Here is a 26,807-nt window from a genome sequence, read left to right as displayed (position 1 = left end):
GTCGTGTGCTCCTGAACTGGGAGGGGAAGTGTCAGAGGGACTTGCCGACGAGGCCGGCGAGGTCGACGAGGCGGTTGCTGTACCCCCACTCGTTGTCGTACCAGGACACGACCTTGGCCTGATCGTCGATGACCTTGGTCAACCCGGCGTCGAACAGCGAGCTGTGCGGGTCGGTCACGATGTCCGAGGAGACGATCGGCGCGTCGTAGTACTTGAGGATGCCCTTGAGCGGCCCCTCGGCGGCGGCCTTGAGCGCGGCGTTGATCTCGTCGGCGGTGCCCGGCTTCGCCAGCTGCGCGGTCAGATCCGTCACCGACCCGGTGGGGATCGGCACCCGCAGCGCGTACCCGTCGAGCTTGCCCTTGAGCTCGGGCAGCACCAGCCCGATCGCCTTCGCCGCACCGGTCGAGGTCGGCACGATGTTGATCGCCGCCGCCCGGGCACGCCGCAGATCCTTGTGCGGGCCGTCCTGCAGGTTCTGATCCTGCGTGTACGCGTGGACCGTGGTCATCAAACCCTTGACGATGCCGAACTCGTCGTTGAGGACCCTCGCCAACGGGCCCAGGCAGTTCGTGGTGCACGAGGCGTTGGAGATGATGTCCTGACTGCCGTCGTACGCATCGTCGTTGACACCCATCACGATCGTGATGTCCTCACCCGAGGCGGGCGCGGAGATGATCACCTTCTTCGCACCGGCGTCCAGGTGGCCCTGCGCCTTGTCGCGGGCGGTGAAGATCCCGGTGGACTCGACCACGATATCCACCCCCAGATCACCCCACGGCAACGCGGCCGGGCCCTCCCGCACCTCGAGGGCCTTGATCACCTGATCACCGACCCGGATCTCATCACCGGTCGCCGACACCTCGGCGTCCAGGCGCCCCAGGATCGAATCGAACTTCAGCAGATGCGCCAGGGTCTGATTGTCGGTCAGGTCGTTGACCGCCACGATCTCGATGTCCGTGGTGCCCAAAGCCTTCTGGGCCGCCACCGCGCGGAAGAAGTTACGGCCGATCCGACCGAAACCGTTGATGCCGACGCGAACTGTCATGGGTGCTCCTTTGAGGGAATCGTTCGTGGCCTGGATTCGCACGAGGCGTGGACCGGGCCGTGGACGGGCGCTGCAACGACTCCACGATGCACCGAAGTGGGTGCGTATTTGAAGCGGTTGCCCGGATCACTCAGGATTACGCGGACGGAGTGTTCAAGACGTGAACACCGGCGCGGCGCCGGAGCCGCCGATGGCCAGGGCGATCGCGCCCAGCAGGTGTGCCCGGGGACCCAGCTTGGAGGCCCGGATCCGGACCGCTTGTGCCGCAGTGGGAACGGCGCGCCGATCGATCGCCTGCCGCATGGCCGGAAGGATGATGCGCGCGGCCTGCGCCAGCTCGCCGCCGATCACGATCAGCTCCGGATTGAGTACGTTGCAGAGGTCGGCCAGCGCGAAGCCCGCGTAGTGCCCGACCCGCTCCAGTGCGTCCTGGCAGTCGCGGTCGCCCAGGCGGGCGAGATCCACGGCCTTCGCGACCGTGGGACTGGCGCCGAGCAGGGGCCGCAACGCGGTGGTCACCGCCCGCGCCGAGGCCACCGTCTCCAGGCATCCCCGCTTACCGCACCGGCACGCCTCGCCCGCCTCGTCGGCGGCGACGTGGCCGATCTCCCCGGCGGTACCCGAGGTGCCCGCGAACGGTCTGCCGTCGAGGATGAGGCCCGCGCCGACGCCCTCGGACATCTTGAGGTAGACGAGGCTCTGCGCGCCGATCCCCGCTCCCCAGCGCCGTTCCGCCAGCGCGCCGAGGTTGGCGTCGTTGTCCACCGCCACCTCGACCGGCAGGTCGAGCACGTCGGTGGCGAGCGCGGCGGCGTCCACACCGATCCACGGGGGAAGGATGCCGTGCAGCCCGACCCTGCTCGTCGCCCGCTCGACGGGGACCGGCAACCCCAGGCCGGCGCCGACGATCTCGTCGCGCCGCACTCCCGCCCGGTCGAGTGCGTCACGGACCAGCCGCCGGACGACGGCCAGGCCGCCGGGGGCGGAGATCCGCGGGTCCACGGGCGCTCGGAGCTCGCAGAGCAGGTCCCGGTTCTGGGCACTGACCCCCACGTTGATGTGCCGGAAGCCGTAGTCGACGCCCACGACGTAACCGGCGTCCTCCGCGAGCCGCACGATGCGGCGGCGCCCCGGACCGTCGTCCACCTCGAGCCGGCCGATGTCCACGAGCGCGCGCACGATGTTGGAGACGGTCGCTGCGGCCAGGCCCGTCTCCCGGGCGAGCTCCGCCTGGGTGAGCCTGCCGTGCCGGCGCAGCGCCTCGGTCACGAGGTCGCGATTGCGGTTCCGGAGCGCGGACGGCGATCCGGGACGGGCTTCCGGCACGGTTCGTCACTCCTCGCTGCGCAGGGGCGGCGCGGTCGACGGGGAGCGTCGCGTGACCACAGCCGGGTGGATGCGCGTCAATCCTCGCAGAGCGTGGCGGAGCGCGGGCCGGGATGGACCTGACCGGTCGGTAACCTCGCGGCGCGGCGGACGGACCAATAGGCTTGGCAGCCGTGCACGCCACCGGAACCTTCACCGTCGAGCCCGCGTACCCGGACTCGCTCGCCCCGCTCGCCGAACTCGCGCACAACCTGCGCTGGGTGTGGCACGGGCCCACCCAGGACCTGTTCGCCGCGCTCGCCCCGGTCACCTGGACGGCCACGCGCGATCCCCTCGAGGCCCTGCGCGGCGCCGAACAGGCCCGCGTGAACGAGTTGGGCGCCGATGAGGAGTTCGTCGCGCGGGTCCGGGCGGTCCACGCCGACCTCCGCGACTACCTGAGCCGGCCCGCGTGGGCGGACGGGCTCAAGGACGGCGCGAAGGCCGTGGCCTACTTCTCCATGGAGTTCGGGGTCAGCCAGACGCTGCCCAACTACTCCGGAGGCCTCGGTGTGCTGGCCGGGGATCACCTCAAGGCGGCGTCCGACCTGGGCCTGCCGTTGGTGGCCCTCGGGCTGCTGTACCGCCACGGGTACTTCCAGCAGTCGCTCACCGCCGACGGCTGGCAGGTGGAGCAGTACCCCGAGCACGATCCGCGCCGGCTCCCGCTGAAGCCGGTCACGCTCTCCGGCGGTCACCAGCTGGTGGTCTCGGTGCCCCTGGAGGGCGGCCGCGTGCTCAGCGCCGCGGTGTGGCGCGCCGAGGTCGGCCGGATCCCACTGCTGCTGCTCGACACGGACATCGAGGCCAACGACGCCGACCTCCGGCCCGTCACGGACCGGCTCTACGGCGGCGACGCGGAACACCGCCTGCGCCAGGAGATCCTGCTGGGCATCGGCGGCGTGCGCGCGGCCCGCGCCTACTGCGACCTCACCGGTCATCCGGGCATCGAGGTGTTCCACGCCAACGAGGGGCACGCCGGCTTCCTGGGGCTCGAACGCATCCGTGAGCTCATGGCGACCGACGGGCTCAGCTTCGACGAGGCCACCGTTCTCGCGCGTACCTCCACGGTGTTCACCACGCACACACCGGTTCCCGCGGGCATCGACCGGTTCCCGGTGGGCCTGGTGCGCCGCTACTTCGGCGACGGTGCACAGATGTGCGCGCTGCTTCCCACCGTCCCGCTGGACGCGGTGATCGCGCTGGGCGCCGAGGCCGATCCCGGGGTGTTCAACATGGCCCACATGGGTTTCCGGCTCGCGCAGCGCTCGAACGGCGTCTCGAAACTGCACGGCGCCGTCAGCCGGGACATGTTCGCCGGCCTGTGGCCGGGCTTCGAACCGGCGGAGGTGCCGATCGGCGCGGTGACCAACGGCGTGCACCGCGGCACCTGGGCGCAGCGCCTCATCACCGAGCGCGCCTCCGATCCGCTGTCCCTGCCGGACGACGCGCTCTGGCGCCTGCGGAACACGCTGCGCGCGCGGCTGGTCGAGGAGGTGCGCCGGCGCACCCGCGCCGCGTGGCGGGAGCGGGGCGCGGTCGACGCCGAACTGGGCTGGACGGACCGCATGTTCGACCCCGACGTGCTCACCATCGGCTTCGCGCGCCGCGTGTCCACGTACAAGCGACTCACGCTCATGCTCCGCGACCCCGAGCGGCTGCGCGCGTTGCTGCTCGACGAGGACCGGCCGGTGCAGGTGATCATCGCGGGGAAGAGCCACCCTCACGACGACGAGGGCAAGCGGCTGCTGCAGCAACTGCTGGCCTTCACCGACGACCGCGCGATCCGGCACCGGATCGCGTTCCTGCCCAACTACTCCATCGGTATGGCGGGATACCTGTACCACGGCTGCGACGTGTGGCTGAACAACCCGCTGCGCCCGCTCGAGGCGTGCGGCACGTCCGGCATGAAGAGCGCCATGAACGGTGGCCTCAACCTGTCCGTGCTCGACGGCTGGTGGGACGAGCTGTACGACGGGCAGAACGGCTGGGCGATCCCGTCGGCGGTGGGCATCGACCCGGTGCGCCGCGACGACATCGAGGCCGACGCGCTGTACGACATCCTCGAACACGACGTGGTCCCCACCTTCTACGAGCGCCGCGACGCCGACGACGCGCCCGCCCGCTGGCTCGCCAAGGTGCGGCACACGCTGTCCGTCACCGGTCCCGACGTCGCGGCGGACCGGATGGTGCGCGAGTACGCCACCGACTACTACCGGCCCGCGGCGCGGTCGGCGCGGGCCACCCGGCCGCTCATCGGCGAGCTCGTCGACTACATCGCCAAGGTCCGCGCCGCGTGGGACGGCGTGCGCGTCGGCGCCGCGACCGCGCGGGTGATCCCCGACGGGGTCGACCTCACCGCCGACGTCGACCTCGGCGGCCTGGAGGACGGCGACGTCCGCGTGGAGGCCGTCATCGGCGGCGTCGACGAGGCGGGGGACGTCGTGGGCGGCACGCCCGTCCGCCTGCACTTCGACGGTGAGCGCTACCGGGCGGTGCTCCCCGGCCGGGTCGGCCGGTTCGGCTACGCCGTCCGCGTCCTCCCGCAGCACCGGCTGCTCACGGGCCCCGCGGAACTGGGCCTCGTCCGGTACGCGCGATGAGCGTCCTCGCCGTCGACCTCGGCGGCACCAAGGTCGCCGCCGCTGTGGTCGAGCCAGACGGGACGGTCGTCGAGGCCACCCGGCGCCGCGCGACCACCGGCCCGGAGGCCACGGTGCAGGAGCTCGCCGAGCACGTCTCCGGGGTGGTCCGGGACGCGCTCGCGGCCGCGGACGGAGCCGAGATCGAGGGCGTCGGGCTCGCCGCCGCGGGCCCGGTGGACGAGGCCGCCGGCACCGTCCGGCCGATCAACCTCCGTGCCCTGCACGGCTTCCCGCTGCGTGACACCGTGGCCGACGCCGCGGGTGGCCTCCCCGTCGAGTTCCGCCGTGACGGTGTCGCCATCGTGCTCGCCGAGTACTGGCTCGGGGCCCTGCGCGGACACGACGACGCGCTCGGCATGGTCGTCTCCACCGGGATCGGCGGCGGTCTGATGGTGGGCGGCCGCGCACTCGGGGGCAACGCCGGGCACATCGGCCAGGTGGAACTCTCCGGTGTCACGGGCGGGGACTGCCTGGGGCGCACCACCATGCTCGAATCCGTCGCGTCCGGCCCGCACATCGTGGAATGGGCGCGCTCCCAGGGATTCCCGGGGACGACGGGGGAGGAGTTGGGCGAGGCCTACCGGGCCGGCGACCCGCTCGCGGTGGCCGCGGTCCGACGGTGCGCCGACGCCCTGGGGCAGGGGATCGGCAGCGCGCTGGCGCTGGTCCCCGTCTCCGTGGTCGCGATCGGCGGCGGATTCTCCCGGGTCGCCGACGATCTCGTCGATCAGGTGCAGGAGGTCGTCTCCGCGCATCCGCTGCCCTACGTGGCTGCCGCGCGCGTCGTGCGCGCGGGCCTGGGATCCGATGCGCCGCTCATCGGCGCCGCCGGCCTGGTGTACCGGAGGGATCTGCTGCCGTGACCCGGTGGTTGCTCGCGCCGCGCGACGCCCGAGCGTTCTGGGCGTCGTCGGTGATACCGAGCGACCAGTTCCTGCTCTACTGCTTCGATCACGGCGGCGCGCCGTCGCCCTCCGCCGCGGAGGTCGCCGACCAGGTGATCGCGCGCGCCCCCTCGGTGCCCGACCTGCGGCTCCGGGTGGCGCCCGCCCCGCTGGGACTGGAGCACCCCGCCTGGGCGCCGTGCGATGTGATCGACGTGCGCGAGGGGGTCGCGCGGCACTGGGACCGCGTCCCGGAGGCCGTGGCCCGGCTGTTCGCCCGGCAGGTGGACGCCACCGTCGTGCCCTGGAGGCTGCACGTCTTCCCGCACGTCGCGGGTGCTCCCCGGTGCGCCGGCACGGCGACCGTGGTCGTGCTGCAGATCGCGCACGTCCTCGCCGACGGGCGCCGGTCCGCCGACATCGCGCGGCGGCTGTTCGGCGCCGAGGCGCCCGGCCCGGAGCCGGTACCACCCCCACCGCCGCCGGCGCCGGTACGGGCGGCACGCGGGCTCGCGGGCCTGCCGATCGCGTTGGCGCGCACCGTCGCCCGCGGCATCGGGGTCGGTGGAGCGCGCGCCGAGATCGATCGGCGCACCCGCGCGGGCGAGCTCCCGGAGCCCGTTCCCGGCTGCCCGCCGACGGTGCTCAACGCGCGGCCCGACGAATCGCGGGACGTGCGGATGCTGGTGCGCGAGGGTGCCCGGGTAGCGGGCACGGCGACGGTGACCGTCGGCGCGCTCACCGCGGTGTCGGTCGCCGTCGAGCGGTACCTGCGCCGCCGGGGTGGGGCGGTTCCCGAACGGCTCTGCGCCGAGGTGATGGTGGCCCGGCCGCCGCGCGGCGACGAGCGGAACGCGTTCGGGAACGTGTCGGTGCCACTGTTTCCCGGCATCCCGGCGGAGGACCGGCCGGCCCGGATCGCCGCCGCCCTCGACGGTGCCCGCCGCCGCGCCGGAAGCGGCCTGTGGCGCACCGTCGGCGCTGCGGACGACGCTTCCCCGGCCGTGCTCGCGCAGCTCGGGGTGCACGCGTTCGACCCCGGACTGCGGCCGGAGCTGATGGCCGGGACCACGGTGCTGTCCAGTGTGAACCGCGGCCCCGCGGACCTCCGGCTGCTGGGCGGGAGGTCCGCGTTCACCGCCGGATTCCCCGCACTGTCGCCCGCCATGGGGCTCACCCACGGCGTGCACGGACTGGGGGACGCCGTCGCGATCTCGGTGACCAGCAGCCGCACCGCGGTGCCCGACCCGGACGCCTACGCCGCGATCCTCGCGGAGGCGCTCGACGCCCGTCAGGCCTAAGGCGCCGGCCCGGTCGTGTCCCCCCGGACGAACTGGACGTCCATGGCGCGGTTGGGGAGGGGCGCACCGTCGAGCGCGGCCAGCACCGCCTCCGCGGCCATCCGGCCCATCTCCACGATCGGCTGCCGGATCGTGGTGAGCGCGCGCGTGAACCCGTCCACCCGGATGCCGTCGAAGCCGACCACCGACACGTCCTCGGGGACGCGGAGGCCCCGGCTCTCGGCGGCCCGGACCACGCCGACGGCGAGCAGGTCGGACTGCGCGATCACCGCCGAGACCCCCGCGTCGAGCAACGGGCCGGCGGCGCGGAATCCCTCGTCGATGGCGGTGTCGGAGGTGGCGACGGTGGGTGCGCCCGGGTACGCGGAGAGGGCGCCGTCGGTGCGGGCGGCCTCCACGGTGCCGGGCGGCAGGCGGACGACGCCGACCTCGCGGTGCCCGAGCCCGCGCAGGTGATCGGTGAGGAGGCGGGTGGCGGCGCGGTTCTCCACCCCGATGCAGCCGCGGTCGTCGACCTGATTGCCCGCCGTCACCACGGGGACGTCGCGGCGCTCCATCACCTCGCGCAGCAGGTCCAGGTTGACCGAGCAGCCGGCGGCGACGACCCCGTCGACCGGGAGCGCGCGCAGGCGCTCCTCCGGTACGGAGTCGGGGATCAGGAGGACCGAGGTGTTACCCGGCGCCACGGCGGCCGAGACCCCGTCGAGGATGCCGATGATGACCGGATCGCGGAACGCGCGGCGGGCCTCGTCGTCGATCTGCACGCCGACGATGTCGGTCCGGCCGCTGCGCAGCGAACGTGCCCGGGGGTCGGGCCCCTCGTATCCGAGCTCGGCCGCGGCGGCCAGCACGCGGGCGCGCGTGGCCTCGCTGATCGGCTTGTCCACCCCGAACGCGTGCGATGCGGTGGAGAGCGAGACCCCCGCCGCCTCGGCGACGTGGACCAGCGTCACACGGTTTGACCCTCTTGCCATGGGGACTTAGCCTAGCAACAGCAATCGAAACGTTTCGAAGGGGTGAGTATGAGCGTGGACTTCCGAGAGCGCACCGCGGCGCCGGGAGCGTCCGTCACGGCATGGCGGAACGCGGTGTTCGCGATCTTCGCGCTCAGCGGCCTGACCTTCGCCAGTTACCTGGGCCGGCTCCCGCAGGTCCGTGACGACCTGGGCGTGAGCACCCTGCAGGTCAGCCTCCTCACCTTCGGCTTGGCCGTCGGCTCGGTGGTGGGCCTCGTGGGTTCCGGGGCCCTCGCCGCCCGGTTCGGCTCGCGCCGGGTGATGGCCGTGACGCTGCCGCTGCTCGGGGTGTCGATGATCGCCGCCGCGGCCTCCGCCCAGGCCGGGGTCTACGCCGCCACCCTGGGCGTGTTGGTGATCGTCGGCCTCGCGCACGGCATCACCGACGTGTGCATGAACCTCTCCGGCGCCGAGAACGAGCGCGCCCTCGGCAAGACGGTGATGCCCGCCTTCCACGCCGCCTTCTCGATGGGCACCGTGATCGGCGCGCTCACCGCCGCCGCGGCCCAAGCCGCGCAGATCCCGCTCCTGCCGCACCTCATCGGCGTCAACGCCGTGCTGCTGATCGCGGGCTGGTTCGCGCTGCGCCACGTGCCGTACGTCGCGCACGACGCCGACGAGCACGCCCCGGTGTCGCGGCGCGAGCGACTCGCCGTGTGGCGTGAACCGCGCACGCTCCTCATCGGCCTCATGGTGCTGGGCATGGCGCTCACCGAGGGCAGCGCCAACGACTGGCTCGCCCTCGCGATGGTCGACGACCACGGCACGTCGAAGACCGTGGGCACCGTCACCTTCGCGGTTTTCGTGACGTTCATGACCATCGGCCGGCTCGCCGGCACCCGCGTCCTCGACCGCCACGGCCGTGTCGCCACCCTGCGCGCCTGCGGCCTCCTCGCGCTCGCGGGCCTGGCGATGGTGATCTTCGGACCCACGTGGCTCGCCTTCCCCGGCGTGGCGCTCTGGGGGCTCGGCGCGTCGCTCGGCTTCCCCGTCGGAATGTCGGCCGCCGCCGATGATCCGCGGATGGCCGCCGCCCGCGTCTCCGTGGTCTCCACCATCGGCTACCTGTCGTTCCTCGCCGGACCGCCGGTCATCGGCGCCCTGGGGGAGTACATCACCCTGCTCTACGCGCTCATCGTGGTGCTGGTCGCCGTCGCCGTCGCGGTCGTGGTCGCCCCCGCCGCCCGCGAGCCCGCCCGCTCCGCGTGACCCGCCCCGCACCGTCGGGCCGACCCTAGCGGGAGAGGCCCTCCCCACCGGTGGCGCGCATTCCCCATGACCGGCGTCAAGGGGAGAGCGTCGTGTCTATGGGGAGAACTCGATGCGGGTCGACGGCGCGGCCTGTGGATGACCGCGGTCCTGTGGAGAGACCCGTCCGTCACGGCGTCGCGGACCCTCGTCGTGGAGGACCGGTGCGGCACGATCGCGACATGGGGGAGTTGTTGACGCGGGACCTGCTGCTTGCGCAGGGGTGGACGCACAGCGGGATCCGTCGCGCGATCAGGCGGAACACATTGCGGATGCTCTGGCGGACGATCTACACCGACGAGCCGCCCGGGCCGCCGTGGGTCGAGTACGAGCGCATGGTGCGCGCCGCGGCGACCGTCGGCGGGTGGGGCGTGCTGAGCCACCAGAGCGCCGCGGTGCTCTGGGGCCTGCCCCTGCAGCGTCCGGACTACTCGCGCGTGCACACCACCATCGACGAGCGGCACAAAGGCGGACTGGTCAGCGGCCGCAGGCACGTGCACCCCCGGTCGCTGCCCGCCGAGGACGTGGTGACCCTTGACGGCCTGGCCGTGACGTCCCTGGCGCGGACCGCGGTGGACCTCGCGCTCGCAGGCACCTACGAGCAGGCGCTCGCGGTGTTCGACGGTGCGCGCCTGGTCCCGCGATTCCCGTCCGCGGGGGATCGGCCGACGGTCCCGCTCGACGACCTGGTGCGGGTGATCGACGGGCTCGGGCGCCGGACCGGGCGCGAGACGATGCTCCGCGCGCTCGCCGACTCGGTGGAGTGCAGCGAATCGGTGGGGGAATCGTGGTCGCGCGCGGATGATCGAGTGGAAGCTGCCCGCGCCGCTCCTGCAGCAGACCCTGGTCGCGGGTGGGCGGACCTATTACCCGGACTTCCGGTGGGGACGACTGGTCGGAGAGTTCGACGGGGACGGTAAGTACGAGTCCGATGCGGACCGGCGGCGGTACGAGAAGAGGCGGGACAGCGACTTCGCGACCATCGGCATGAGCGTCTGCCACTGGACATGGGAGGACCTCGTCGGTCGCGAGCGCTTCTACCGGATCCTCACGAAACAACTGCACAACGCCGGCGTCATCGGATCGATTCCGCGGTTCCCGGGCTGAGCCGCCGCGCACCGTCGGGCCGACCCTAGCGGGAGAGGCTCTCCCCACCGGTGGCGCGCATTCCCCATGACCGGCGTCATGGGGAGACGCCGCTCCCTATAGGGAGGCCGCGAGTGGGGGGAGCGGGAGGCTAGCGGAGGAGCTGCCAGGCGAAGGCGGCCGCGAGGGCGCCCGCGCCGTTGAGGCACCAGTGCAGCGCGATGGGCGCGATGAGGGAACCGCTGCGGGCGCGGAGCCAGGTGAACACCCAGCCGGCGAACGCGGTGGCGACGACGGCGCCCGCGATGCCCGCGATCTGGGCGAGGGGGCCGGCGCCGAGGATCTTGGTGAGCCCGGCGTTGCCGCTGGTCAGGCCCAGGGACGAGGCGATGTGCCAGAAGCCGAACAGCAGGGAGCCCGTCACCATCACCCAGCGGAACCGCAGCGCGCGCGACAGGGTGCCGTGCAGCGCCCCGCGGAAGGCGAGCTCCTCGGGGATCACCGTCTGCAGCGGGATGATCACCATCGATGCGATGACGGCGGTGGAGAAGGTGGCGTAGCGGTCGTTGAGGAACAGGCCCCGGGTCGCCGGCAGCAGCGCGCCGATCGCGATCACGGTGACCACCAGCAGCACCGCCGCGGCGGCGTACTTCGCGCCGGAGCGCCAGTGCTCGCGGCCCAGGCCGAGTTCGTGCCAATCCAGCCCGCGGTGCCGCGCGATGCCGATCAGCAGCACCGCGGAGATCGGGACGGCCACCAGCGCGGCCCAGCTGCCCGTGAAATGCGCCACCAGATTGGTGGCCACCAGCACCGCCACGACGACCGCCACGTCGACGTACGGCCGCACACCGGACACCGTCGCACGCAGGGCGGACGGGTCGTGAGTGCTGGGCTGGGCTGAAGTCACCTCATCCACTGTCCAGGTCGGCCGCGGTTCGCGCAACGAGTGTGACGATGGTTAGGGTGTGAGCCCGTGACGTCCGACCACTCCGGGCCGGCGTCCCGCGGCCGGCTGCGCCGTGTGGCGCTTCCAGCCTTCGCTCTCGCCGTCATTGCGCGCATCGTGTGGATCTTCGCCGGCGAACACAACTCCAACTTCGTCGATCTGCGCGTCTACTACGAGGCCGCGCAGCGCGTGGCGGAGGGCGGACTGTACGACTTCGCGCTCATCGAGTACACGCCCCAGCAGCCGCTGCCGTTCACCTACCCGCCGTTCGCGGCCCTGTTCTTCTTCCCGCTCCGATTCCTGCCGTTCCCCGCCGTCGCCGTGCTGTGGTTCGTGCTCACCGTGGGCCTGATGTTCCTCACGGTCCGGATGTGCCTGGCGATCCTCGCCGCCGCACGCGGCGAACCGTCGCGCCTGGGCGACACGTCACTCGACCACACGCTGCTGTGGACCGGCGCAGTCCTGTGGATCGACCCCGTGCGCACCAACCTCGACTACGGGCAGATCAACGTGGTGATCATGACCATCGGGGTGTGGGCGGCGTACCTCCTGGCGCGGACGGCGTCCGACCCGTCCCTCGCGCTGCGGCCCGCGAGGGTCGACGGTGCCGCGGGCGCGCTCGTCGGCTTCGTCGCCGGCATCAAACTGACCCCCGCCGTGGGCGGGCTCTTCCTCCTCGCGCGCGGGCGCGTGTGGGCGGCCGCGTTCTCCGCCGCGGCGTTCGGCGCCACCGTGGCCGTCAGCTACGCCTTCCTACCCACCGAGACCCGCCGCTACTTCACCGAGCTGATCGGCGAGACCGGCCCCATCGGCGCCCCCGACAAGCCGGACAACCAGGCGTTGCGGGGCGTCATCTCCCGGTTCGTCGGCCACGACGTGGGCAACGGGCCGGCCTGGATCGCCGCCGTGGCGGTGGCCGCCGCGGTGCTGTTCGCCGCGTGGTGGGTCGTGCGCCGCGGCGACGTCTTGATCGCTCTGGTGCTGGTGCAGTTCCTCGGCCTGCTGGTGTCCCCGATCTCCTGGATCCACCACTGGGTGTGGCTGGTTCCGCTGCTCATCTGGGTGGTGCACGGCCCGCTCGGCCGGTGGGGCGGCGCGGGGTTCGGCGCCCCGGGCGCCGCCTACACGCCGCACTCCACCGTGGTGGCCGTCGTGCTCGCCGTGATCGGGTACATCGGCGTGCACATCGCCGACAAGGGCTTCCGCGCCCTCGGCGTCCAGAGCGGCCCTGTGTGGGCCTTCTGCCTCGCCCAGGGAGCGATCGCGGCCGCGGCGCTCGCCGGGCTGATCCTCGCGCACCGACGGGAACTGCGGGCCGTAGTCTGAGCCGATGAACAACCTCGGGCGGTTCGGCATCGCGATCGTGACCACTGCGGCCCTCGCGCTGAGCGGCTGCGCGACCGACACCGCGCCCTCGCGCTCGAGCGACGCGCCGTCGGCCGACGGGTCCGTGACCCTGGTCGCCCACGACAGCTTCTCCCTCCCCGACGGCGTGCTCGCGGAGTTCACCAAGGAGACCGGCCTCGCCGTGAAGACGGTGACCCTGGGCGACGGCGGCGAGCTCGCCACGAAGCTGTCGCTGACCCCCGGCAATCCGCCCGGCGACGTGGCGTTCGGCGTGGACAACACCTACGCCGCCCGCCCGGTGCGCGCCGGCGTCTTCGACGAGTACGTCTCGCCCGCCGCGGCGAACGGCGCCCAGCAGTACGCGCTCGCGGGGATGCCCCAACTGACCGCGGTCGACTACGGCGACGTGTGCGTCAACATCGACACCCGCTACTTCCGGGACAAGGGCCTGCCCGAGCCCGCGACGCTGCAGGACCTCGCCGACCCGCGGTACAAGGGCCTCACCGTGGTCGAGGACCCCGAGACCGCGTCGCCCGGCATGGCCTTCCTCGCGGGCACCGTCGCCGCCCTGGGCGACGGCTGGCGAGACTACTGGGGCGGCCTGCGCGCCAACGACGTCTCCGTGGCGCCGAACTGGACCACCGCGTACTCGACGGACTTCTCCGGGTCGGCGGGCAAGGGCCCCAAGCCGATCGTGGTGTCCTACGCCAGCTCTCCCGCCGCCGAGGCCGGTGCGGACGGCACGCCGCCGCCCACCCGGGCCCTGCTCGACACCTGCTTCCGCCAGGTCGAGTACGCGGGCGTGCTGCGCGGCACCAAGAACTCCGACGGGGCGCGCAAGCTGATCGACTTCCTGCTCTCGCCGAAGGCGCAGGCCGCCGTCCCCGACGCGATGTTCGTCTACCCCGTGACCCGCGACGTGCCGCTGCCCGAGGCCTGGGCGAAGTACGCGCCCGTCCCGGCGAAGCCCGCCACGACGACCCCGGACCGCCTCGCCGACGAGCGCGACGGCTGGATCCGGCAGTGGCGGCAACTGATGGGCCGGTGAGCCGTTCGGTGAACCGGGGCTCCGGCGCGCGGCTCGCGCTCCTCGCCGCGCCGCTGCTGTTCGTCGCCGTCCTCTTCCTGTGGCCGGTGGGGGCGATCGTCGCGCGCGGCCTCACCTCCGACGGGCCCGGTGCCTGGGACGGATTCACCGGTGCCGGCGGGCTGGGCCTGGTGTGGTTCACCGTGTGGCAGGCCGCGGCGTCGACGGCGCTCACCGTGGCACTGGGCCTTCCGCTGGCCTGGCTCACCGCCCGCGCGACGTTCCGCGGGCAGTGGATCCTCCGCGTCCTCGCGACCGTGCCGTTCGTGCTCCCCACGGTGGTCGTCGGCGTCGCCTTCCGCACCCTGTTCGGGCCCGGCGGCGCGCTCGCGTTCCTCGGCCTGTCCGAGACCGTGTGGGCGGTTCTCCTCGCGCACGCCTACTTCAACGTGTCCGTGGTCGCCCGCATCGTGGGCGGCGTCTGGGCGGGCGTGGACCCGCGCGCCGAGCGCGCCGCCCGCACGCTGGGCGCCGGTCCGCTGCGCGCCTTCGTCACGGCGACGGTGCCCGCGCTGCTGCCCGCCGTCGCCTCCGCCGCCGCGGTGGTGTTCCTGTTCTGCGCCACCAGCTTCGGCATCGTGCTCGTGGTGGGCGGCAGCCGGTTCCGCACCCTGGAGACCGCGGTCTACCAGGAGGTCGTGGGCGCCTTCGACCTGCGTACCGCCTCGCTGCTCGCGCTCGTGCAGATCGTGATCGTGGTGCTCGCCGTGACGCTCAGCGCCGTCCTGCGGGTGCGGGCCTCGAGGCCGTCCGCGGGTGCGGCGCCGCACCGGCACCGGCCCACTCGCGGCGGGCGGATCGCCGTGGCGGCGGGCGTCCCGGTGAGTGCCGTGCTGCTGCTGTTCCCCCTCGCGGCGCTGGTGCAGCGGTCGCTGCGGCCGGATCCCTCCGGCGCGCCGAGTCTCGACGCCTACCGCGGGCTCACAGCCGATTTCGGCGGGGTGGTCCCCGTGAAGGCGCTCGTCATGTCCCTGGTGACCGCCGCACAGGCGGGCGCGATCGCCCTGGCGGTCGGCACGCTGGCGGCCGTCGCGATCTCCCGCTCCCACGGCGTGCTGAGCCGGTTCGCCGACGCCGTGGTGATGCTGCCGCTCGGGGTCAGCGCCGTGACCCTGGGGTTCGGCTATCTACTGGCGCTGCAGTCGTTCCCGGCCGTGCGGGAGTCGCCCGCCGTGCTGCCGTTCGTCCAGGCCCTCGTCGCCATGCCGCTGGTGGTGCGGGTCCTGGTACCCGCACTCGCCGCCGTCGACCCGCGGCAACGGCAGGCGGCCGCGGTGCTCGGCGCGTCGCCGGCCCGCGTGTTCGCCACTGTCGACCTGCCGGTGATCGGCCGATCCGTCGCCGTCGCGGCGGGTTTCGCGTACGTGATCACGCTTGGCGAGTTCGGCGCCGCGAGCTTCCTGGTGCGACCGGGGCAGATGACGCTCCCGGTGCTGATCGGGCGGATCATGAGCAGGCCCGGATGGGACAGCGCCGCGCTCGCCGCGGCGTGTTCGGTGCTGCTGGTGGCGGCCACGATCGTGGTGATCGCCCTCGTCGAGGGGCTGCGCCGGGGAGAATCCGGGAGGGCCGAGTTCTGAACGGTACGAGCGACGTTCGACGGGGAGGGGAGCGATGCTGAGCATCAACGGCGCGACGGTGCGCTACGGCGACGAGACCGCGGTGCGCGGGGTCTCGCTCGACGTGGGCGCCGCGGATGCGCCCGTCACGGCACTGCTCGGGCCGTCGGGCTGCGGCAAGTCCACCCTGCTGCGCGCCGTCGCCGGGCTCGAACCGCTGGCCGGCGGCGCGGTGCTGTTCGACGGTGCGGATCTCGCCCGGGTGCCCCCGCACCGGCGCGGTTTCGGCATGGTCTTCCAGGACGGCCAGCTCTTCGGTCACCGCGACGTGGCCGGGAACGTGCGCTACGGGCTCGAACGGCAGGGGTGGGCGAGGGCCGAGGCCCGGGATCGCGTGGAGGAGCTGCTGGACCTGGTGGGACTACCCGGCGCGGGTGGGCGGCCCGTCGGGGAGCTGTCCGGCGGGCAGCAGCAGCGCGTCGCGCTCGCCCGGGCGTTGGCCCCGCGCCCGCGACTGCTGCTCCTCGACGAGCCCCTCTCCGCGCTGGACCGGCAACTGCGGGACCGGCTCGCGGGCGACCTACGGCGCATCCTCCGCGAGGCCGGTACCCCCGCGCTCATCGTGACCCACGACCACGGCGAGGCCGTGGAGCTGGCGGACACCGTCGCCGTGATGACCGACGGCGAGATCGCACAGGTCGACCGACCCGCCAGGCTGTGGCGGCGGCCCCGCACGCCCGAGATCGCGCGGTTCCTCGGATACACCGCCCTGGTCGACGCCGCCGTCGAGGCCCGACAGGCCGACAGCGCGCTCGGGCGGGTACTGGTCGACTGCCCCGACGGCCGGTTCCAGCTGGGCCTGCGCCCAGGCTCCGTGGTCATCCAGGCGCGCGGCGTACCAGCCCGGGTGGTGCGCTCCGTGCCCACCGTCGACGGGGTGCGGATCACGGTGGCCGTCGCCGCCGGCCACCACGAACTCGAGGCCGAGGCGTTCGCCGACACCCCGCCGCGCGACGGCGACACCGTGCACGTCGCGCTCAACCCCCGCCGCGTGGCCGTGATCGGATGATGCCGTGACCGACAGCGTGTTCAGCCCCCGGCAGGCCCGGGCCCTCCTCTCGATCGCCGACACCCTCATCCCCGGCGGGCACGGCGTCCCCGCCGCCCGCGAGATCGACTTCCTCGCCGCCGTCTCCCGGACCGCGCAGCACAAGATGCTGCCGCGGGAACTGCGCGAGCTCCGCGCGTTCCTCGACGTGTGGGACACCCGCGCGTTCGGGCTCGTGAACCGGATCGGGCCGCGACGGTTCTCGGCGCTGCCGCACGCCCGCCGCGAACGGGTGCTGCTGGGCTGGGGCGAATCCCCGCTCGCGCCGGTGCGCACCGTGTTCCAGGGCCTGCGCTCGCTGGTGATCGGCGCGTACTACATCGCGCCCGACAACACCGCCGCCCGCGCGGCGCTCGACTATCCGGAGGCGCCCGGACCGCTGCCCGGCGCGCCGCAGCGGCCGCTGCCCGTGCTAGCGCCGCCCGCGGGCGGCGCGGCGCTCACCGCCGACGTGGTGGTCGTGGGATCCGGTGCGGGCGGTGGCACGGCGGCCGCCGTGCTCGCGGCCGCGGGCCTCGACGTGCTGGTCCTCGAACGCGGCGGCTACCACGACGACCGCGACTTCGGCGCCGGCGAGTTGGACGCGCTCACCTCGCTGTACGCGGGGCCGCCCGCGATCTCCGCCGAGGGGCAGTTCTCGTCGTTCATGGCGGGCGGCACCCTGGGCGGCGGCACGGTGGTCAACTGGAGCACGTCGTTCGCGACGCCCGACCACGTGCGCGCGGAGTGGGCGGCGCACGGCGCGAAGCAGTTCGCGGGCGACGAGTTCTCCCGCTCGCTCGACGCGGTGCAGCGCCGCCTGGGCGTCAACACCGACTACAACGCGCCCTCACCGCGCGACGCGATCCTCGAACGCGGACTGCGCGCCCTCGGGTGGCAGTGCGACGCCATGCCCCGCAACGTGATCGGATGCGATCAGGGCGTCGAATGCGGCCGCTGCGGGTACGGCTGCAGGCTCGGCGCGAAGCAGTCGACCGCCAAGACGTGGCTGCACGACGCCGTGGCCGACGGTGCGCGGATCGCCGTCGGCGTCGACGTGCGGCGGGTGATCGTCGAGCGCGGCAGGGCGACCGGGGTGGAGGCGGTGACGGCCGACGGTGCGCCGGTCACGGTCGCCGCGAAGGCCGTGGTCGTCGCCGCCGGTTCCCTGCAGACCCCGCCGTTGTTGCGCCGATCGGGTCTGCGCAACAAGCGGATCGGCGAGAACCTGCGGCTGCACCCGGTGACCTCCGTCGCGGGCGTGTTCGACGAGGATGTGCGTCCCTGGGAGGGTGGGCTGCAGACCCGCTACTCGACCGAACACGCGGACCTCGACGGGAACGGTTACGGCGTCATCTACGAGACCGGTCCCGCCAACCCCGGAGCCGTCACCCTGTTCCAGCCGTGGCACTCCGCCGCGCAGCACGCCGCCGACATGCGGGCCCTGCGGAACACCGCGCAGATCGGTGTCCTGGTGCGCGACACCGGAAGCGGGCGGGTGACCGTGGGGCGCGACGGGGAGCCCGTCGTGCGGTACCGCCTGAGCGAGCGGGACGCCGAGCACATGCAGTACGGCGTCGAGGGCGCGACGCGGATCCTCGCGGCCGCGGGCGCGAGGTCCGTCCGCACGGCGCACCAGAACCGGGTGTCCGTGGACCTGCCGGGCGATCTCGACGCGTTCGCCGCCGCGGCGCGGAGCGAAGGCTACGCACCCGCGCGGTGCATGATGATCGCCCTGCACATCATGGGGACCGCCGCGATGGGCGGCAGCCGGGAGACCTCCGCCGTCGACCCCGACGGGGCGACGTGGGAGGTGCCGAACCTGGTGGTGGCCGACGCCTCCTGCTTCCCGACGCCCAGCGGGGTGAACCCCATGATCTCCATCGAGGCCATCGCGCACATGAACGCGTCGCGGCTGGCCGCGCGGATCGGCCGCTAGTCCCGGTCCTCCAGCGGCAGATACCAATCCGGGAGCGGTTCGGGTCGCAGCGCGGTGGTGTCGCCCGGGCGGGTGAGGGTGAGAAGGGCCCGCGCGATCTGCGGCGACCCGTCGATCTCGTCCGCGATCGCGGCGAGCCGAGCCGCGACCTGCGACTCCGGAAGGTCGCCCTCGATGTCGACCGCGGCCACGAGGAACAGCTTGTCGGCGCCCACCCACTCCATGTGCAGGAAGCTCACCTGCCGCACGTCGGGGTGGGCGAGCAGCGCGGCGAGGGTGACGTTGCGGGCGAGGGGCGTCGCGGCCTCGCCGGTGAGGAAGTCCATGTTGCGGCGGATGAGGAACACCGCCACGAAGCCCAGCAGCACGCCCACCGCGATCGACCCGACGGCGTCCCACACCGGATTCCCCGTGATCTGGTGCAGCGCCATCGCGCTCGCGGCGACGACGATGCCGATGAGCGCGCTGAGGTCCTCCGCGAACACCGAGCGCAGCACCGGGTTGGAGGTGATCCGCACGTACCGCAGCGGATGCAGCCAGCGCTCCTCGGCGCCCGCCCTGGTCTGCCGCAGCGCCTGCAGGAACGAGATGCCCTCCAGCACGAAGGAGATCGCGAGAACCGCGTACCCCCACGCGTAATCGGCCTGCTCCTCGGGAGCGCCCAACGAGCTCACGCCGTGCAGGACCGACACCGCCGAACCGACGCTGAACAGCCCGAACGCCGCGAACATCGACCAGACGTATCCGGAACGGCCGTAGCCGAACGGGTGCGAGGCGTCCGCGGGCTTCTCGGCGCGGCGCGCGCCGATGAGCAGGAACACCTCGTTACCCGTGTCGGCCCACGAATGCGCCGCCTCCGCGACCATCGCCGCCGACCCGGTGAACACCGCCGCCACCGATTTCGCGATCGCGATCAGGATGTTCGCGGCGAACGCGATCAGCACGGTCAGCATGCTCTCGGACTGCGCGCCGTCGCTCGCCCGCCGGTCGTCGGTGGCCATGGATCCTGATGCTAGGCCGATCGCCGCACCGGCGGGCATGATGGGATCCATGGGTGCATTCGATCCGTACGTCGCGAGTCCGCAGCGGTATGAGTCGGTTCCGTACCGGCGGGTGGGGGAGTCCGGCCTGAAACTGCCGGCCGTCTCGCTCGGGCTCTGGCACAACTTCGGCGACGACAAGCCGCTGCAGACCCAGCGCGACATCCTGCGCCGCGCCTTCGACCTCGGCGTCACCCACTTCGACCTGGCGAACAACTACGGGCCGCCGCCCGGCAGCGCGGAGCGGAACTTCGGCACGATCCTGGCCGCGGACTTCCGGCCCTACCGCGACGAGCTGATCATCTCCAGCAAGGCCGGGTGGGACATGTGGCCGGGCCCTTACGGATTCGGCGGGTCGAGGAAGTACCTGACCGCATCGCTCGACCAGTCCCTGCAGCGCATGGGCCTGGACTACGTGGACGTCTTCTACCACCACCGGCCCGACCCCGAGACTCCGCTCGAGGAGACGTTGGGCGCCCTGCACCAGGCGGTGCGCGCCGGCAAGGCGCTGTACGCGGGCGTCTCCTCGTACAGCGGGTCGCTCACCGCGCGGGCGCAGGAGATCATGCGCGACCTCGGCACGCCGCTCGTCATCCATCAGCCGTCGTACTCGATGCTCAACCGGTGGGTGGAGCGCGGCGATCCGGCCCTGCTGCGGACCACCGCGGCGGAGGGGATGGGGGTCATCGCCTTCTCGCCACTCGCGCAGGGGCTGCTCACCGACAAGTACCTGCACGGCGTGCCCGAGCGTTCGCGGGCCGCCGAGGGGAAGAGTCTCGGCGCCGGGATGCTCTCGGAGGAGAACCTGCGCCGCGTGCGCGGGCTCAACGACATCGCCGCCGCGCGGGGGCAGACGCTCGCCCAGCTCGCCATCGCGTGGGTGCTGCGCGATCCCGCCGTCACGTCGGCCCTGATCGGCGCCTCCAGCGTCGCTCAGCTCGAGGATAGCGTGGGCGCCACCGGCAACCTGGAGCTCTCCGCTGCGGAGCTCGCCGCCATCGACGAGTTCGCGGTGGACGGCGACGTCAACATCTGGCGGGGCGCGACGGAGTCGGTCTGACGGCCGCGCCCGGCATCAGTGCACCGCGGCGGCGTCAGCGCTGAGCAGCATCCCGGCCTCGGCGTACCGCGCCTGGGCCTCGGTGAGCGCGCTCTCGGCGCGCTGCAGGGCCGCGTTGCCCTCGCGGATCACCTCCGCGATCTCGCCCTCGGCGAGGCTCAGGGGCGCGGACGACCTCCCGGAGATGTCGGCGGCGGATCCGCGCACGGCACTGATCGCGTTGCTGATCGCGGATACGTACTCGTTCAAATGGCCAGACACTTCGTGATCCTCCCTTCGCGCTTGGCGATTATGCGCGCATTGCCGCAACGGAACGGACGTGGGGTCGGCTCACCGGTGATTCGTCCGGATTCGCCGGGCTGGCGAAGGCCCTCGACAACGCCCGCATCCTGCAGGGCTTCAAGAACGACGACGCCGCGGCCTACCGCGCCTTGACCTCGGCGCTGCGGCGCCCCAAAGACGGCGACACCGATGCCGACAGGGCGCGCGCCCTGGTCTTCCTGGTGGAGATCTCACCGTCGGCGGGGCACGAGCACGACGTTCCCGCCCTGGTGGAGCGGCTGAGATCGCTCCCCGTCGACAGGGAGGGCCTCGAACGCGCGGTCGCGACCGCCGCCGACCCGGGGGCGGTGTGGGCGTTGCTGGAGCCCGGCGCTTAGGCCGCGCGGGTGCGGCCGGGGTTGGCGCGCACCGACTTCAGGGACTTCTGCAGTTCCTTCTTGGTGGCGCCGTCCGCCGCCAGGCGGTTGAGCTTGTGGATCACCACGGGGCACCGCTCGCACCGCGTCTTCTTGCGGCAGCACTTCTTCTTGGGCTTGCGGCCCACGAGTTTGTGCGCCTTGGTCTTACTCACGTAGATAGGTTAGCGCAACCTAATGCCCGATGGAGAATCGTCACACCCGGAGGCCACGATGCGGGTCCCGGGCCGATCGGTGAGTAACCTGGGGACGACCAGGCGTGCCCGCACGCCCCCTTCTTCGTGTCCGCGTGAGCACTCACGTGCGCGCGGACGACATCCACCTCAGGAGAACCAACGTGGCTCAGCCCAGCTTCCGCAACGTCGCCATCGTCGCGCACGTCGACCACGGGAAGACCACGCTCGTCGACGCCATGCTGCGACAGTCCGGCGCGTTCGGCGAGCGCGCCGAACTCGTGGACCGCGTCATGGACTCGGGTGACCTGGAGAAGGAGAAGGGCATCACGATCCTGGCGAAGAACACGGCCGTGCACCGTGTGAACGCCGACGGCAGCACCACGGTCATCAACGTCATCGACACCCCGGGCCACGCCGACTTCGGCGGCGAGGTCGAGCGCGGCCTGTCGATGGTCGACGGTGTCGTCCTCCTCGTCGACGCCTCGGAGGGCCCGCTCCCGCAGACCCGCTTCGTGCTGCGCAAGGCGCTCGCCGCGTCGCTGCCCGTCATCCTCGTCGTGAACAAGACCGACCGCCCCGACGCCCGTATCGAGGAGGTCGTCACCGAGGCCCAGGACCTGCTCCTCGACCTCGCCTCCGACCTGTCCGACGAGGCGGCCGAGGCCGCCGAGCTCGCGCTCGAGCTCCCCGTCGTCTACGCGTCCGGCCGCGAGGGCAAGGCGTCGACCACCGCCCCCGCGAACGGCGAGGTCCCCGGCGCCGACAACCTCGACGAGCTGTTCCAGATCCTGCACGACCACATCCCCGCGCCGAAGGGCGACGCCGAGGCGCCGCTGCAGGCGCACGTGACCAACCTGGACGCGTCGCCGTTCCTCGGGCGTCTCGCACTGGTCCGGATCCACAACGGAACCCTCCGCAAGGGCCAGCAGGTCGCGTGGATGCGTGAGGTCGACGGCGAGCCCGTCGTCACGACCGCCAAGGTCACCGAGCTGCTGGCCACCGACGGCGTCGAGCGCAAGCCCGCCGAGGAGGCGACCGCCGGCGACATCGTGGCCGTCGCCGGCTTCGAGGACATCATGATCGGCGACACCCTCGCCGACCTGGAGAACCCCGTCGCGCTGCCGCGCATCACCGTGGACCACCCGGCGATCTCCGTCACCATCGGCACCAACACCTCGCCGCTCGTCGGCAAGGTCTCCGGCCACAAGCTCACCGCCCGGATGGTCAAGTCCCGCCTCGACTCCGAGCTCATCGGCAACGTGTCGCTCAAGGTCCTCGACATCGGCAAGCCCGACCAGTGGGAGGTGCAGGGCCGCGGTGAGCTGGCGCTGGCCATCCTCGTCGAGCAGATGCGCCGGGAGGGCTTCGAGCTGACCGTCGGCAAGCCGCAGGTGGTCACCCGCAAGATCGACGGCAAGGTGCACGAGCCCTACGAGCACCTCACCATCGACGTTCCCGAGGAGTACCTCGGCTCGGTCACCCAGCTGCTGGCCAATCGCCGCGGCCGGATGGAGACCATGGCGAACCAGGGGACCGGCTGGGTCCGCATGGAGTTCATCGTGCCCTCACGCGGGCTGATCGGCTTCCGCACCGACTTCCTCACCGAGACCCGCGGCACCGGCATCGCCAACGCGGTGTTCCACGAGTACGCGCCGTGGGCCGGCGAGATCCGCGCCCGGCACACCGGTTCGCTGGTCTCGGACCGCCAGGGCAGCGTCACGCCGTTCGCCATGATCCAGCTGGCGGACCGCGGCACCTTCTTCGTCGAGCCCGGCGCCGAGACCTACGAGGGCATGGTCGTGGGCATCAACCCGCGCGCCGAGGACCTCGACATCAACGTCACGAAGGAGAAGAAGCTGACCAACATGCGTCAGTCCTCCGCCGACGTGATGGAGACCCTCGCCAAGCCCATCAAGCTCGAGCTCGAGGCCGCGATGGAGTTCTGCGCCGCCGACGAGTGCGTCGAGGTCACGCCCGAGGTCGTCCGAGTGCGTAAGGTTCACCTGAACGCCACCGAGCGCGCCCGCGAGCGTTCGCGCGCCAAGTCGCGCGACCAGTCCGCCGGCTGATCCCTCGCGGCGCGACCGACGGTCGCGGCTACGGTGGTGACGGTTCCCCGAAGCCGGGGAGGAACGGGCAGAAGGGAGCGCCGGTGCGGCGGAAGTCGGTGGGCCTGACGGTGACGTCGGCCCTTCTGGCCGGCGTCCTCACGGGCTGCGTCGCCTCCCCGCCGCCGGCGGTCCCGGGGTCGGAGACGTCCGCGCCGCCGCAGCCGCCCGTCGTATCCGGCGCGACGGTGCAGGTGGCGATCGACACGCTGGGTGCGGGCTTCAACCCGCACCTGGCGTCGAACTCGTCCTCCGCGGCGCGGGCCCTCGCGGCCATGACGCTGCCCAGCCCGTTCCGCGAGGTCAAGGACCCCGACGGGAAGATCGTGCTGGCGCAGAACACGGATCTGGTACCCACCGTCGAACAGCCGGCGCCCCTGCAGATCGCGTACACCATCCGGCAGGACGCGCAGTGGTCCGACGGTGCGCCCATCGCGGCCGAGGACTTCGTCTACCTGTGGCAGTCGATGATCACCGCCCCCGACACCGTCGGCTCGGCGCCGTACCGGCAGATCGAGTCGGTCGCCTCCGGCGCGGGCGGCAAACAGGTGATCGTCACCCTCAAATCCCCGCTGCCCAACTGGCGCACCCTGTTCCAGAACCTGCTGCCCAGCCACCTGATCAAGGGCTCGCCCGGCGGCTTCAACGGGGCGATGCGCGACCGGATCCCGGCCTCGGGCGGCGGGTACCTGGTCAAGAAGGTCGACATCGCCCGCGACGAGGTGACCCTCGAACGCAATGACCGCTACTGGATGACCCCGTCCCGGGTGGAGCGCATCGTGCTCCGCAAGGGCGGCGGCGACGCGCAGCTCGCGAACTCCGTGCGCACGGGTGACGTGCAGGTGGTGTCCATGCACGGCGGACCGTCGCTGCTGGCGCAGTTGACCTCGATCTACCAGGTGAAGGCCGCCGAACAGGTGGACCCGCGCATGCTGTCGATGACGCTGAACACCCGCTCGAAGTTCCTCAGCGACGTCGCGGTGCGCCGGGCCCTGCTGGACGCGCTCAACGTGGACCTGCTCACCACCGTCGGGTCCGGGGGCGACACGGTGCGCCCCGCGCGGGCCCAGGTGCTCGCACCGTCGGATCCCGGCTACGCGCCCACCATGCCCGCGCCGGCCGCGCCCGCGGACGCCAAGGCACGGCTCGAACAGGCCCTGGCCGGTGCCGGCTACTCGGTGCAGAACGCGCCGATCCCGCCCAGCCAGAGCCCGCCGCCCACGCCGCCGACTCCGGCGAGCGCACCGACCACCACCGCGGCCCCCAGCACCGACGCCTCGGGCCTGCCCGTGCCGCCGTCGCCCTCGCCGGGAGAGAACGTGCAGCAGTTCGTGCGGGACGGCGTGCCCATGTTCCTCCGGATCGGCGTGCCCCGGGACAGCCAGGAGGCGTTCGCGGTCGCCAGCAACGCCACGGATCAGCTGCGCTCGATGGGCGTGTTCGCATCCGTCGTGCCGCTCGAATCGAACGTGCTCACCGGAACCGCGCTGCTCGACGGCTCGGTCGACGCGGTGGTGAACTGGACCGGCGTCGGGCCCACCCCCGTGGAACGGTTCGCCGGCCGGGTCGAGTGCCCGCCGCCACCGTCGTCCGAATCCGACCGCGCGTCGGCGACCCCCACGTCCACCCCGGATCTCGAGAACGACCCCTCCGCGACGACGGTGGGCGGCAACCTCTCCGGGCTGTGCGACGCCGAGTTGCAGGGCCTCGCCGCCGACGGACTGCGCGGCGGCCCCATCGACCTGTCCGCGATCGACGCCGAACTGTGGAAGCGCGCCACCGTGCTGCCGATCCTGCAGGACGTGTCCCTGGCCGCCATGGGACCCTCGGTGCAGGGCGTGAGCCTGGGCGGCCCGCTGTCGGTGGGCGTCTTCGGTGGAGTCGAACGATGGGAGCGCACGAAGTGACGCGCAGGCTGTTGCTGGTGCACGCGCACCCCGACGACGAGACCATCACCACCGGCGGCACGATCGCCAAGTACCTCGCAGAGGGCGCGGAGGTCACCGTGGTGACCTGCACCCTGGGCGAGGAGGGCGAGGTCATGGAGCCCCGCTTCGCGGAGCTCACCTCCGACAACGCCGATCAGCTCGGCGGGTACCGGGTGGGCGAGATCACCGCCGCCCTCGCCGCGCTGAGCGATCCCGCCGGACCCACGCTGACGCCCCTGTTCCTCGGCGGCATGGGCCGCTGGCGGGACTCCGGCATGGCGGGAACCCCCGCGGCGGAGCACCCCCGCGCGTTCGCCTCGGCGGAGCACCGGGAGGCCGTGCCCGGCGGGCCGGTGCGCGCGCTCGTGGACGTCATCCGGGAGCGGCGGCCGCAGGTCGTCGTCACGTACGACACCATCGGCGGGTACGGGCATCCCGACCACATCGCCGCGCACGTGCTCACCACGGCCGCGGTGGCCGCCGCCGCGGGCGGCGACGTGCCGGGCGACCCGTGGGCCGTCGAGAAGCTGTACTGGACCGTCGCCGGCCGCGGCCAGATCGACGACGCCGTGGTCGAACTAGGCGAGATCGCGCTGCCCGAGGGCTGGCAGGTGCCGCCCGGCCGGGCGCTGCCGACCCACCCCGACGACACGCTCACCGCGCTCATCGACGTCTCCGGCGTCGCGGACCGGAAGGTCGCGGGCCTGCGCGCGCACGCCACCCAGCTCGCGGTGGCCCCTGCGGGCAACACCTTCGCGCTCACCAATCTCATCGCCCAGCCCGTGCTCACGGAGGAGGCCTTCGTCCTCGCCGCCGGCACCGCCGCTCCGGGCCCGGACGGGCTGGAGCGGGACCTGTTCGCGGGAGTGGCGTAGATGGAGCCGGCCGACCGGGTGATCGTCGTGATCACCGCCCTCGGCGGAGCGGTGTGCGCCGTGGGCGCCACCATGTACCTCCACCTGTACCTCGGAGCGATGCCGTTCCCCGCCTCCGCGGTGCTGTTCGGCGGGTTGCTCGCGGCGATCTCCGTGGCGGCGCGGCGGCTCGGCGGGGAGCCCTGGCACGCTGCGCTCCCCGTGATCGCATTCCTGGTCGTGGTGGTGGCGTTCCTGCTCGGCGGGCCCGGTGGCAGCGTGATGTACACCGACTGGCGGCTGCCGCTGCTCGTGGTTTGCGGAATCGGGATGCCGGCCGCCGCGGGATACCTGGCATCATCGAGGGTGTGACGGACGCTTCCAA

23 protein-coding genes are annotated in these 26,807 nt (G+C 72.7%); 16 read left to right on the top strand and 7 right to left on the bottom strand.

Features of this window, described 5'->3' with window-relative positions:
- Positions 1–31: 31 nt before the first annotated feature.
- Together gap and BN39_RS00645 are read right to left on the bottom strand one after the other, a co-directional pair.
- A complete protein-coding gene (gene gap / locus BN39_RS00650; protein ID WP_019200410.1) occupies positions 32–1,048 on the bottom strand; it encodes a type I glyceraldehyde-3-phosphate dehydrogenase in 1,017 nt (338 codons plus the stop codon).
- A 153-nt stretch (positions 1,049–1,201) separates the two neighbouring features.
- A complete protein-coding gene (locus tag BN39_RS00645) occupies positions 1,202–2,374 on the bottom strand; it encodes an ROK family transcriptional regulator (protein ID WP_019200409.1) in 1,173 nt (390 codons plus the stop codon).
- Positions 2,375–2,547: 173 nt separating this feature from the next.
- On the opposite strand from BN39_RS00645, the gene glgP reads away from it, so the two are divergent.
- From glgP to BN39_RS00630, 3 genes are read left to right on the top strand one after another with little or no spacing between them, the layout of a single operon-like run.
- On the top strand, positions 2,548–5,016 hold the full coding sequence (gene glgP / locus BN39_RS00640; RefSeq protein ID WP_019200408.1) for an alpha-glucan family phosphorylase: 2,469 nt from the start codon (positions 2,548–2,550) through the stop codon (positions 5,014–5,016).
- On the top strand, positions 5,013–5,921 hold the full coding sequence (locus tag BN39_RS00635) for an ROK family protein (protein ID WP_019200407.1): 909 nt from the start codon (positions 5,013–5,015) through the stop codon (positions 5,919–5,921). The genes glgP and BN39_RS00635 overlap by 4 nt, the downstream gene beginning before the upstream one ends.
- Positions 5,918–7,243 (top strand): wax ester/triacylglycerol synthase domain-containing protein, encoded by a 1,326-nt coding sequence (locus tag BN39_RS00630; RefSeq protein ID WP_019200406.1) that lies wholly within the window; start codon positions 5,918–5,920, stop codon positions 7,241–7,243. Before BN39_RS00635 ends, BN39_RS00630 begins: the two co-directional genes overlap by 4 nt.
- On the opposite strand, the gene BN39_RS00625 is transcribed toward BN39_RS00630, so the two are convergent.
- The gene (locus BN39_RS00625; RefSeq protein ID WP_019200405.1) at positions 7,240–8,196 is read right to left on the bottom strand and encodes a LacI family DNA-binding transcriptional regulator; all 957 of its coding nucleotides are present in this window, start codon (positions 8,194–8,196) and stop codon (positions 7,240–7,242) included. The two genes, BN39_RS00630 and BN39_RS00625, sit on opposite strands and share 4 nt — an antisense overlap.
- A 69-nt stretch (positions 8,197–8,265) precedes the next feature.
- On the opposite strand from BN39_RS00625, the gene BN39_RS00620 reads away from it, so the two are divergent.
- Positions 8,266–9,468: an MFS transporter gene (locus tag BN39_RS00620; protein WP_019200404.1), complete on the top strand. Its 1,203-nt coding sequence runs from the start codon at positions 8,266–8,268 to the stop codon at positions 9,466–9,468.
- Between the two features lie 221 nt (positions 9,469–9,689).
- Complete coding sequence (locus BN39_RS00615) at positions 9,690–10,427, top strand: hypothetical protein (RefSeq protein WP_051158785.1); 738 nt, start codon at positions 9,690–9,692, stop codon at positions 10,425–10,427.
- Positions 10,428–10,744: 317 nt separating this feature from the next.
- Here BN39_RS00615 and BN39_RS00610 read toward each other — a convergent pair whose 3' ends face one another.
- Positions 10,745–11,440 carry a CPBP family intramembrane glutamic endopeptidase gene (locus tag BN39_RS00610; protein ID WP_019200402.1) on the bottom strand — a complete coding sequence of 232 codons (696 nt, stop codon included), beginning with the start codon at positions 11,438–11,440 and terminating at the stop codon, positions 10,745–10,747.
- 126 nt (positions 11,441–11,566) lie between these two features.
- Between BN39_RS00610 and BN39_RS00605 the strand changes: the two genes are divergently transcribed.
- From BN39_RS00605 to BN39_RS00585, 5 genes are read left to right on the top strand one after another with little or no spacing between them, the layout of a single operon-like run.
- Complete coding sequence (locus BN39_RS00605; protein WP_019200401.1) at positions 11,567–12,865, top strand: glycosyltransferase 87 family protein; 1,299 nt, start codon at positions 11,567–11,569, stop codon at positions 12,863–12,865.
- Positions 12,866–12,869: 4 nt separating this feature from the next.
- A complete protein-coding gene (locus BN39_RS00600; RefSeq protein ID WP_019200400.1) occupies positions 12,870–13,934 on the top strand; it encodes a thiamine ABC transporter substrate binding subunit in 1,065 nt (354 codons plus the stop codon).
- Positions 13,931–15,553 carry an iron ABC transporter permease gene (locus tag BN39_RS00595; protein ID WP_019200399.1) on the top strand — a complete coding sequence of 541 codons (1,623 nt, stop codon included), beginning with the start codon at positions 13,931–13,933 and terminating at the stop codon, positions 15,551–15,553. The genes BN39_RS00600 and BN39_RS00595 overlap by 4 nt, the downstream gene beginning before the upstream one ends.
- 34 nt (positions 15,554–15,587) lie before the next feature.
- Positions 15,588–16,601 (top strand): ABC transporter ATP-binding protein, encoded by a 1,014-nt coding sequence (locus BN39_RS00590; RefSeq protein WP_019200398.1) that lies wholly within the window; start codon positions 15,588–15,590, stop codon positions 16,599–16,601.
- A gap of 4 nt (positions 16,602–16,605) precedes the next feature.
- Positions 16,606–18,558 (top strand): GMC family oxidoreductase N-terminal domain-containing protein, encoded by a 1,953-nt coding sequence (locus BN39_RS00585; protein ID WP_019200397.1) that lies wholly within the window; start codon positions 16,606–16,608, stop codon positions 18,556–18,558.
- On the opposite strand, the gene BN39_RS00580 is transcribed toward BN39_RS00585, so the two are convergent.
- Positions 18,555–19,559 carry a cation diffusion facilitator family transporter gene (locus BN39_RS00580; RefSeq protein WP_019200396.1) on the bottom strand — a complete coding sequence of 335 codons (1,005 nt, stop codon included), beginning with the start codon at positions 19,557–19,559 and terminating at the stop codon, positions 18,555–18,557. The genes BN39_RS00585 and BN39_RS00580 overlap by 4 nt on opposite strands.
- A gap of 49 nt (positions 19,560–19,608) precedes the next feature.
- Between BN39_RS00580 and mgrA the strand changes: the two genes are divergently transcribed.
- Positions 19,609–20,658: an L-glyceraldehyde 3-phosphate reductase gene (gene mgrA, locus BN39_RS00575; RefSeq protein WP_040766269.1), complete on the top strand. Its 1,050-nt coding sequence runs from the start codon at positions 19,609–19,611 to the stop codon at positions 20,656–20,658.
- A gap of 15 nt (positions 20,659–20,673) precedes the next feature.
- Here mgrA and BN39_RS00570 read toward each other — a convergent pair whose 3' ends face one another.
- A complete protein-coding gene (locus BN39_RS00570) occupies positions 20,674–20,919 on the bottom strand; it encodes a hypothetical protein (protein WP_148281376.1) in 246 nt (81 codons plus the stop codon).
- A 170-nt stretch (positions 20,920–21,089) separates the two neighbouring features.
- Here BN39_RS00570 and BN39_RS23630 point away from each other — a divergent pair, with 170 nt between their 5' ends.
- Positions 21,090–21,317 carry a hypothetical protein gene (locus BN39_RS23630; RefSeq protein ID WP_019200393.1) on the top strand — a complete coding sequence of 76 codons (228 nt, stop codon included), beginning with the start codon at positions 21,090–21,092 and terminating at the stop codon, positions 21,315–21,317.
- On the opposite strand, the gene BN39_RS00560 is transcribed toward BN39_RS23630, so the two are convergent.
- On the bottom strand, positions 21,314–21,511 hold the full coding sequence (locus BN39_RS00560; protein WP_019200392.1) for a hypothetical protein: 198 nt from the start codon (positions 21,509–21,511) through the stop codon (positions 21,314–21,316). The two genes, BN39_RS23630 and BN39_RS00560, sit on opposite strands and share 4 nt — an antisense overlap.
- Before the next feature lie 182 nt (positions 21,512–21,693).
- Here BN39_RS00560 and typA point away from each other — a divergent pair, with 182 nt between their 5' ends.
- From typA to BN39_RS00540, 4 genes are all read left to right on the top strand, one after another.
- On the top strand, positions 21,694–23,601 hold the full coding sequence (typA, locus tag BN39_RS00555; protein WP_019200391.1) for a translational GTPase TypA: 1,908 nt from the start codon (positions 21,694–21,696) through the stop codon (positions 23,599–23,601).
- 83 nt (positions 23,602–23,684) lie between these two features.
- Entirely contained in the window at positions 23,685–25,547 is a 1,863-nt protein-coding gene (locus tag BN39_RS00550) for an ABC transporter family substrate-binding protein (RefSeq protein ID WP_019200390.1), read from the top strand.
- Positions 25,529–26,443: an N-acetyl-1-D-myo-inositol-2-amino-2-deoxy-alpha-D-glucopyranoside deacetylase gene (gene mshB, locus BN39_RS00545; RefSeq protein WP_040765703.1), complete on the top strand. Its 915-nt coding sequence runs from the start codon at positions 25,529–25,531 to the stop codon at positions 26,441–26,443. Before BN39_RS00550 ends, mshB begins: the two co-directional genes overlap by 19 nt.
- On the top strand, positions 26,444–26,794 hold the full coding sequence (locus tag BN39_RS00540; protein WP_019200388.1) for a hypothetical protein: 351 nt from the start codon (positions 26,444–26,446) through the stop codon (positions 26,792–26,794). It begins immediately after the preceding gene.
- The last annotated feature ends 13 nt before the right edge of the window (positions 26,795–26,807 follow it).

The organism is Tsukamurella sp. 1534, assembly GCF_000312385.1.
Classification (GTDB): Bacteria; Actinomycetota; Actinomycetes; order Mycobacteriales; family Mycobacteriaceae; genus Tsukamurella.
The sequence above is the reverse complement of the archived record's forward strand: the minus strand, read 5'-3'. Positions and strand labels throughout refer to the sequence as shown.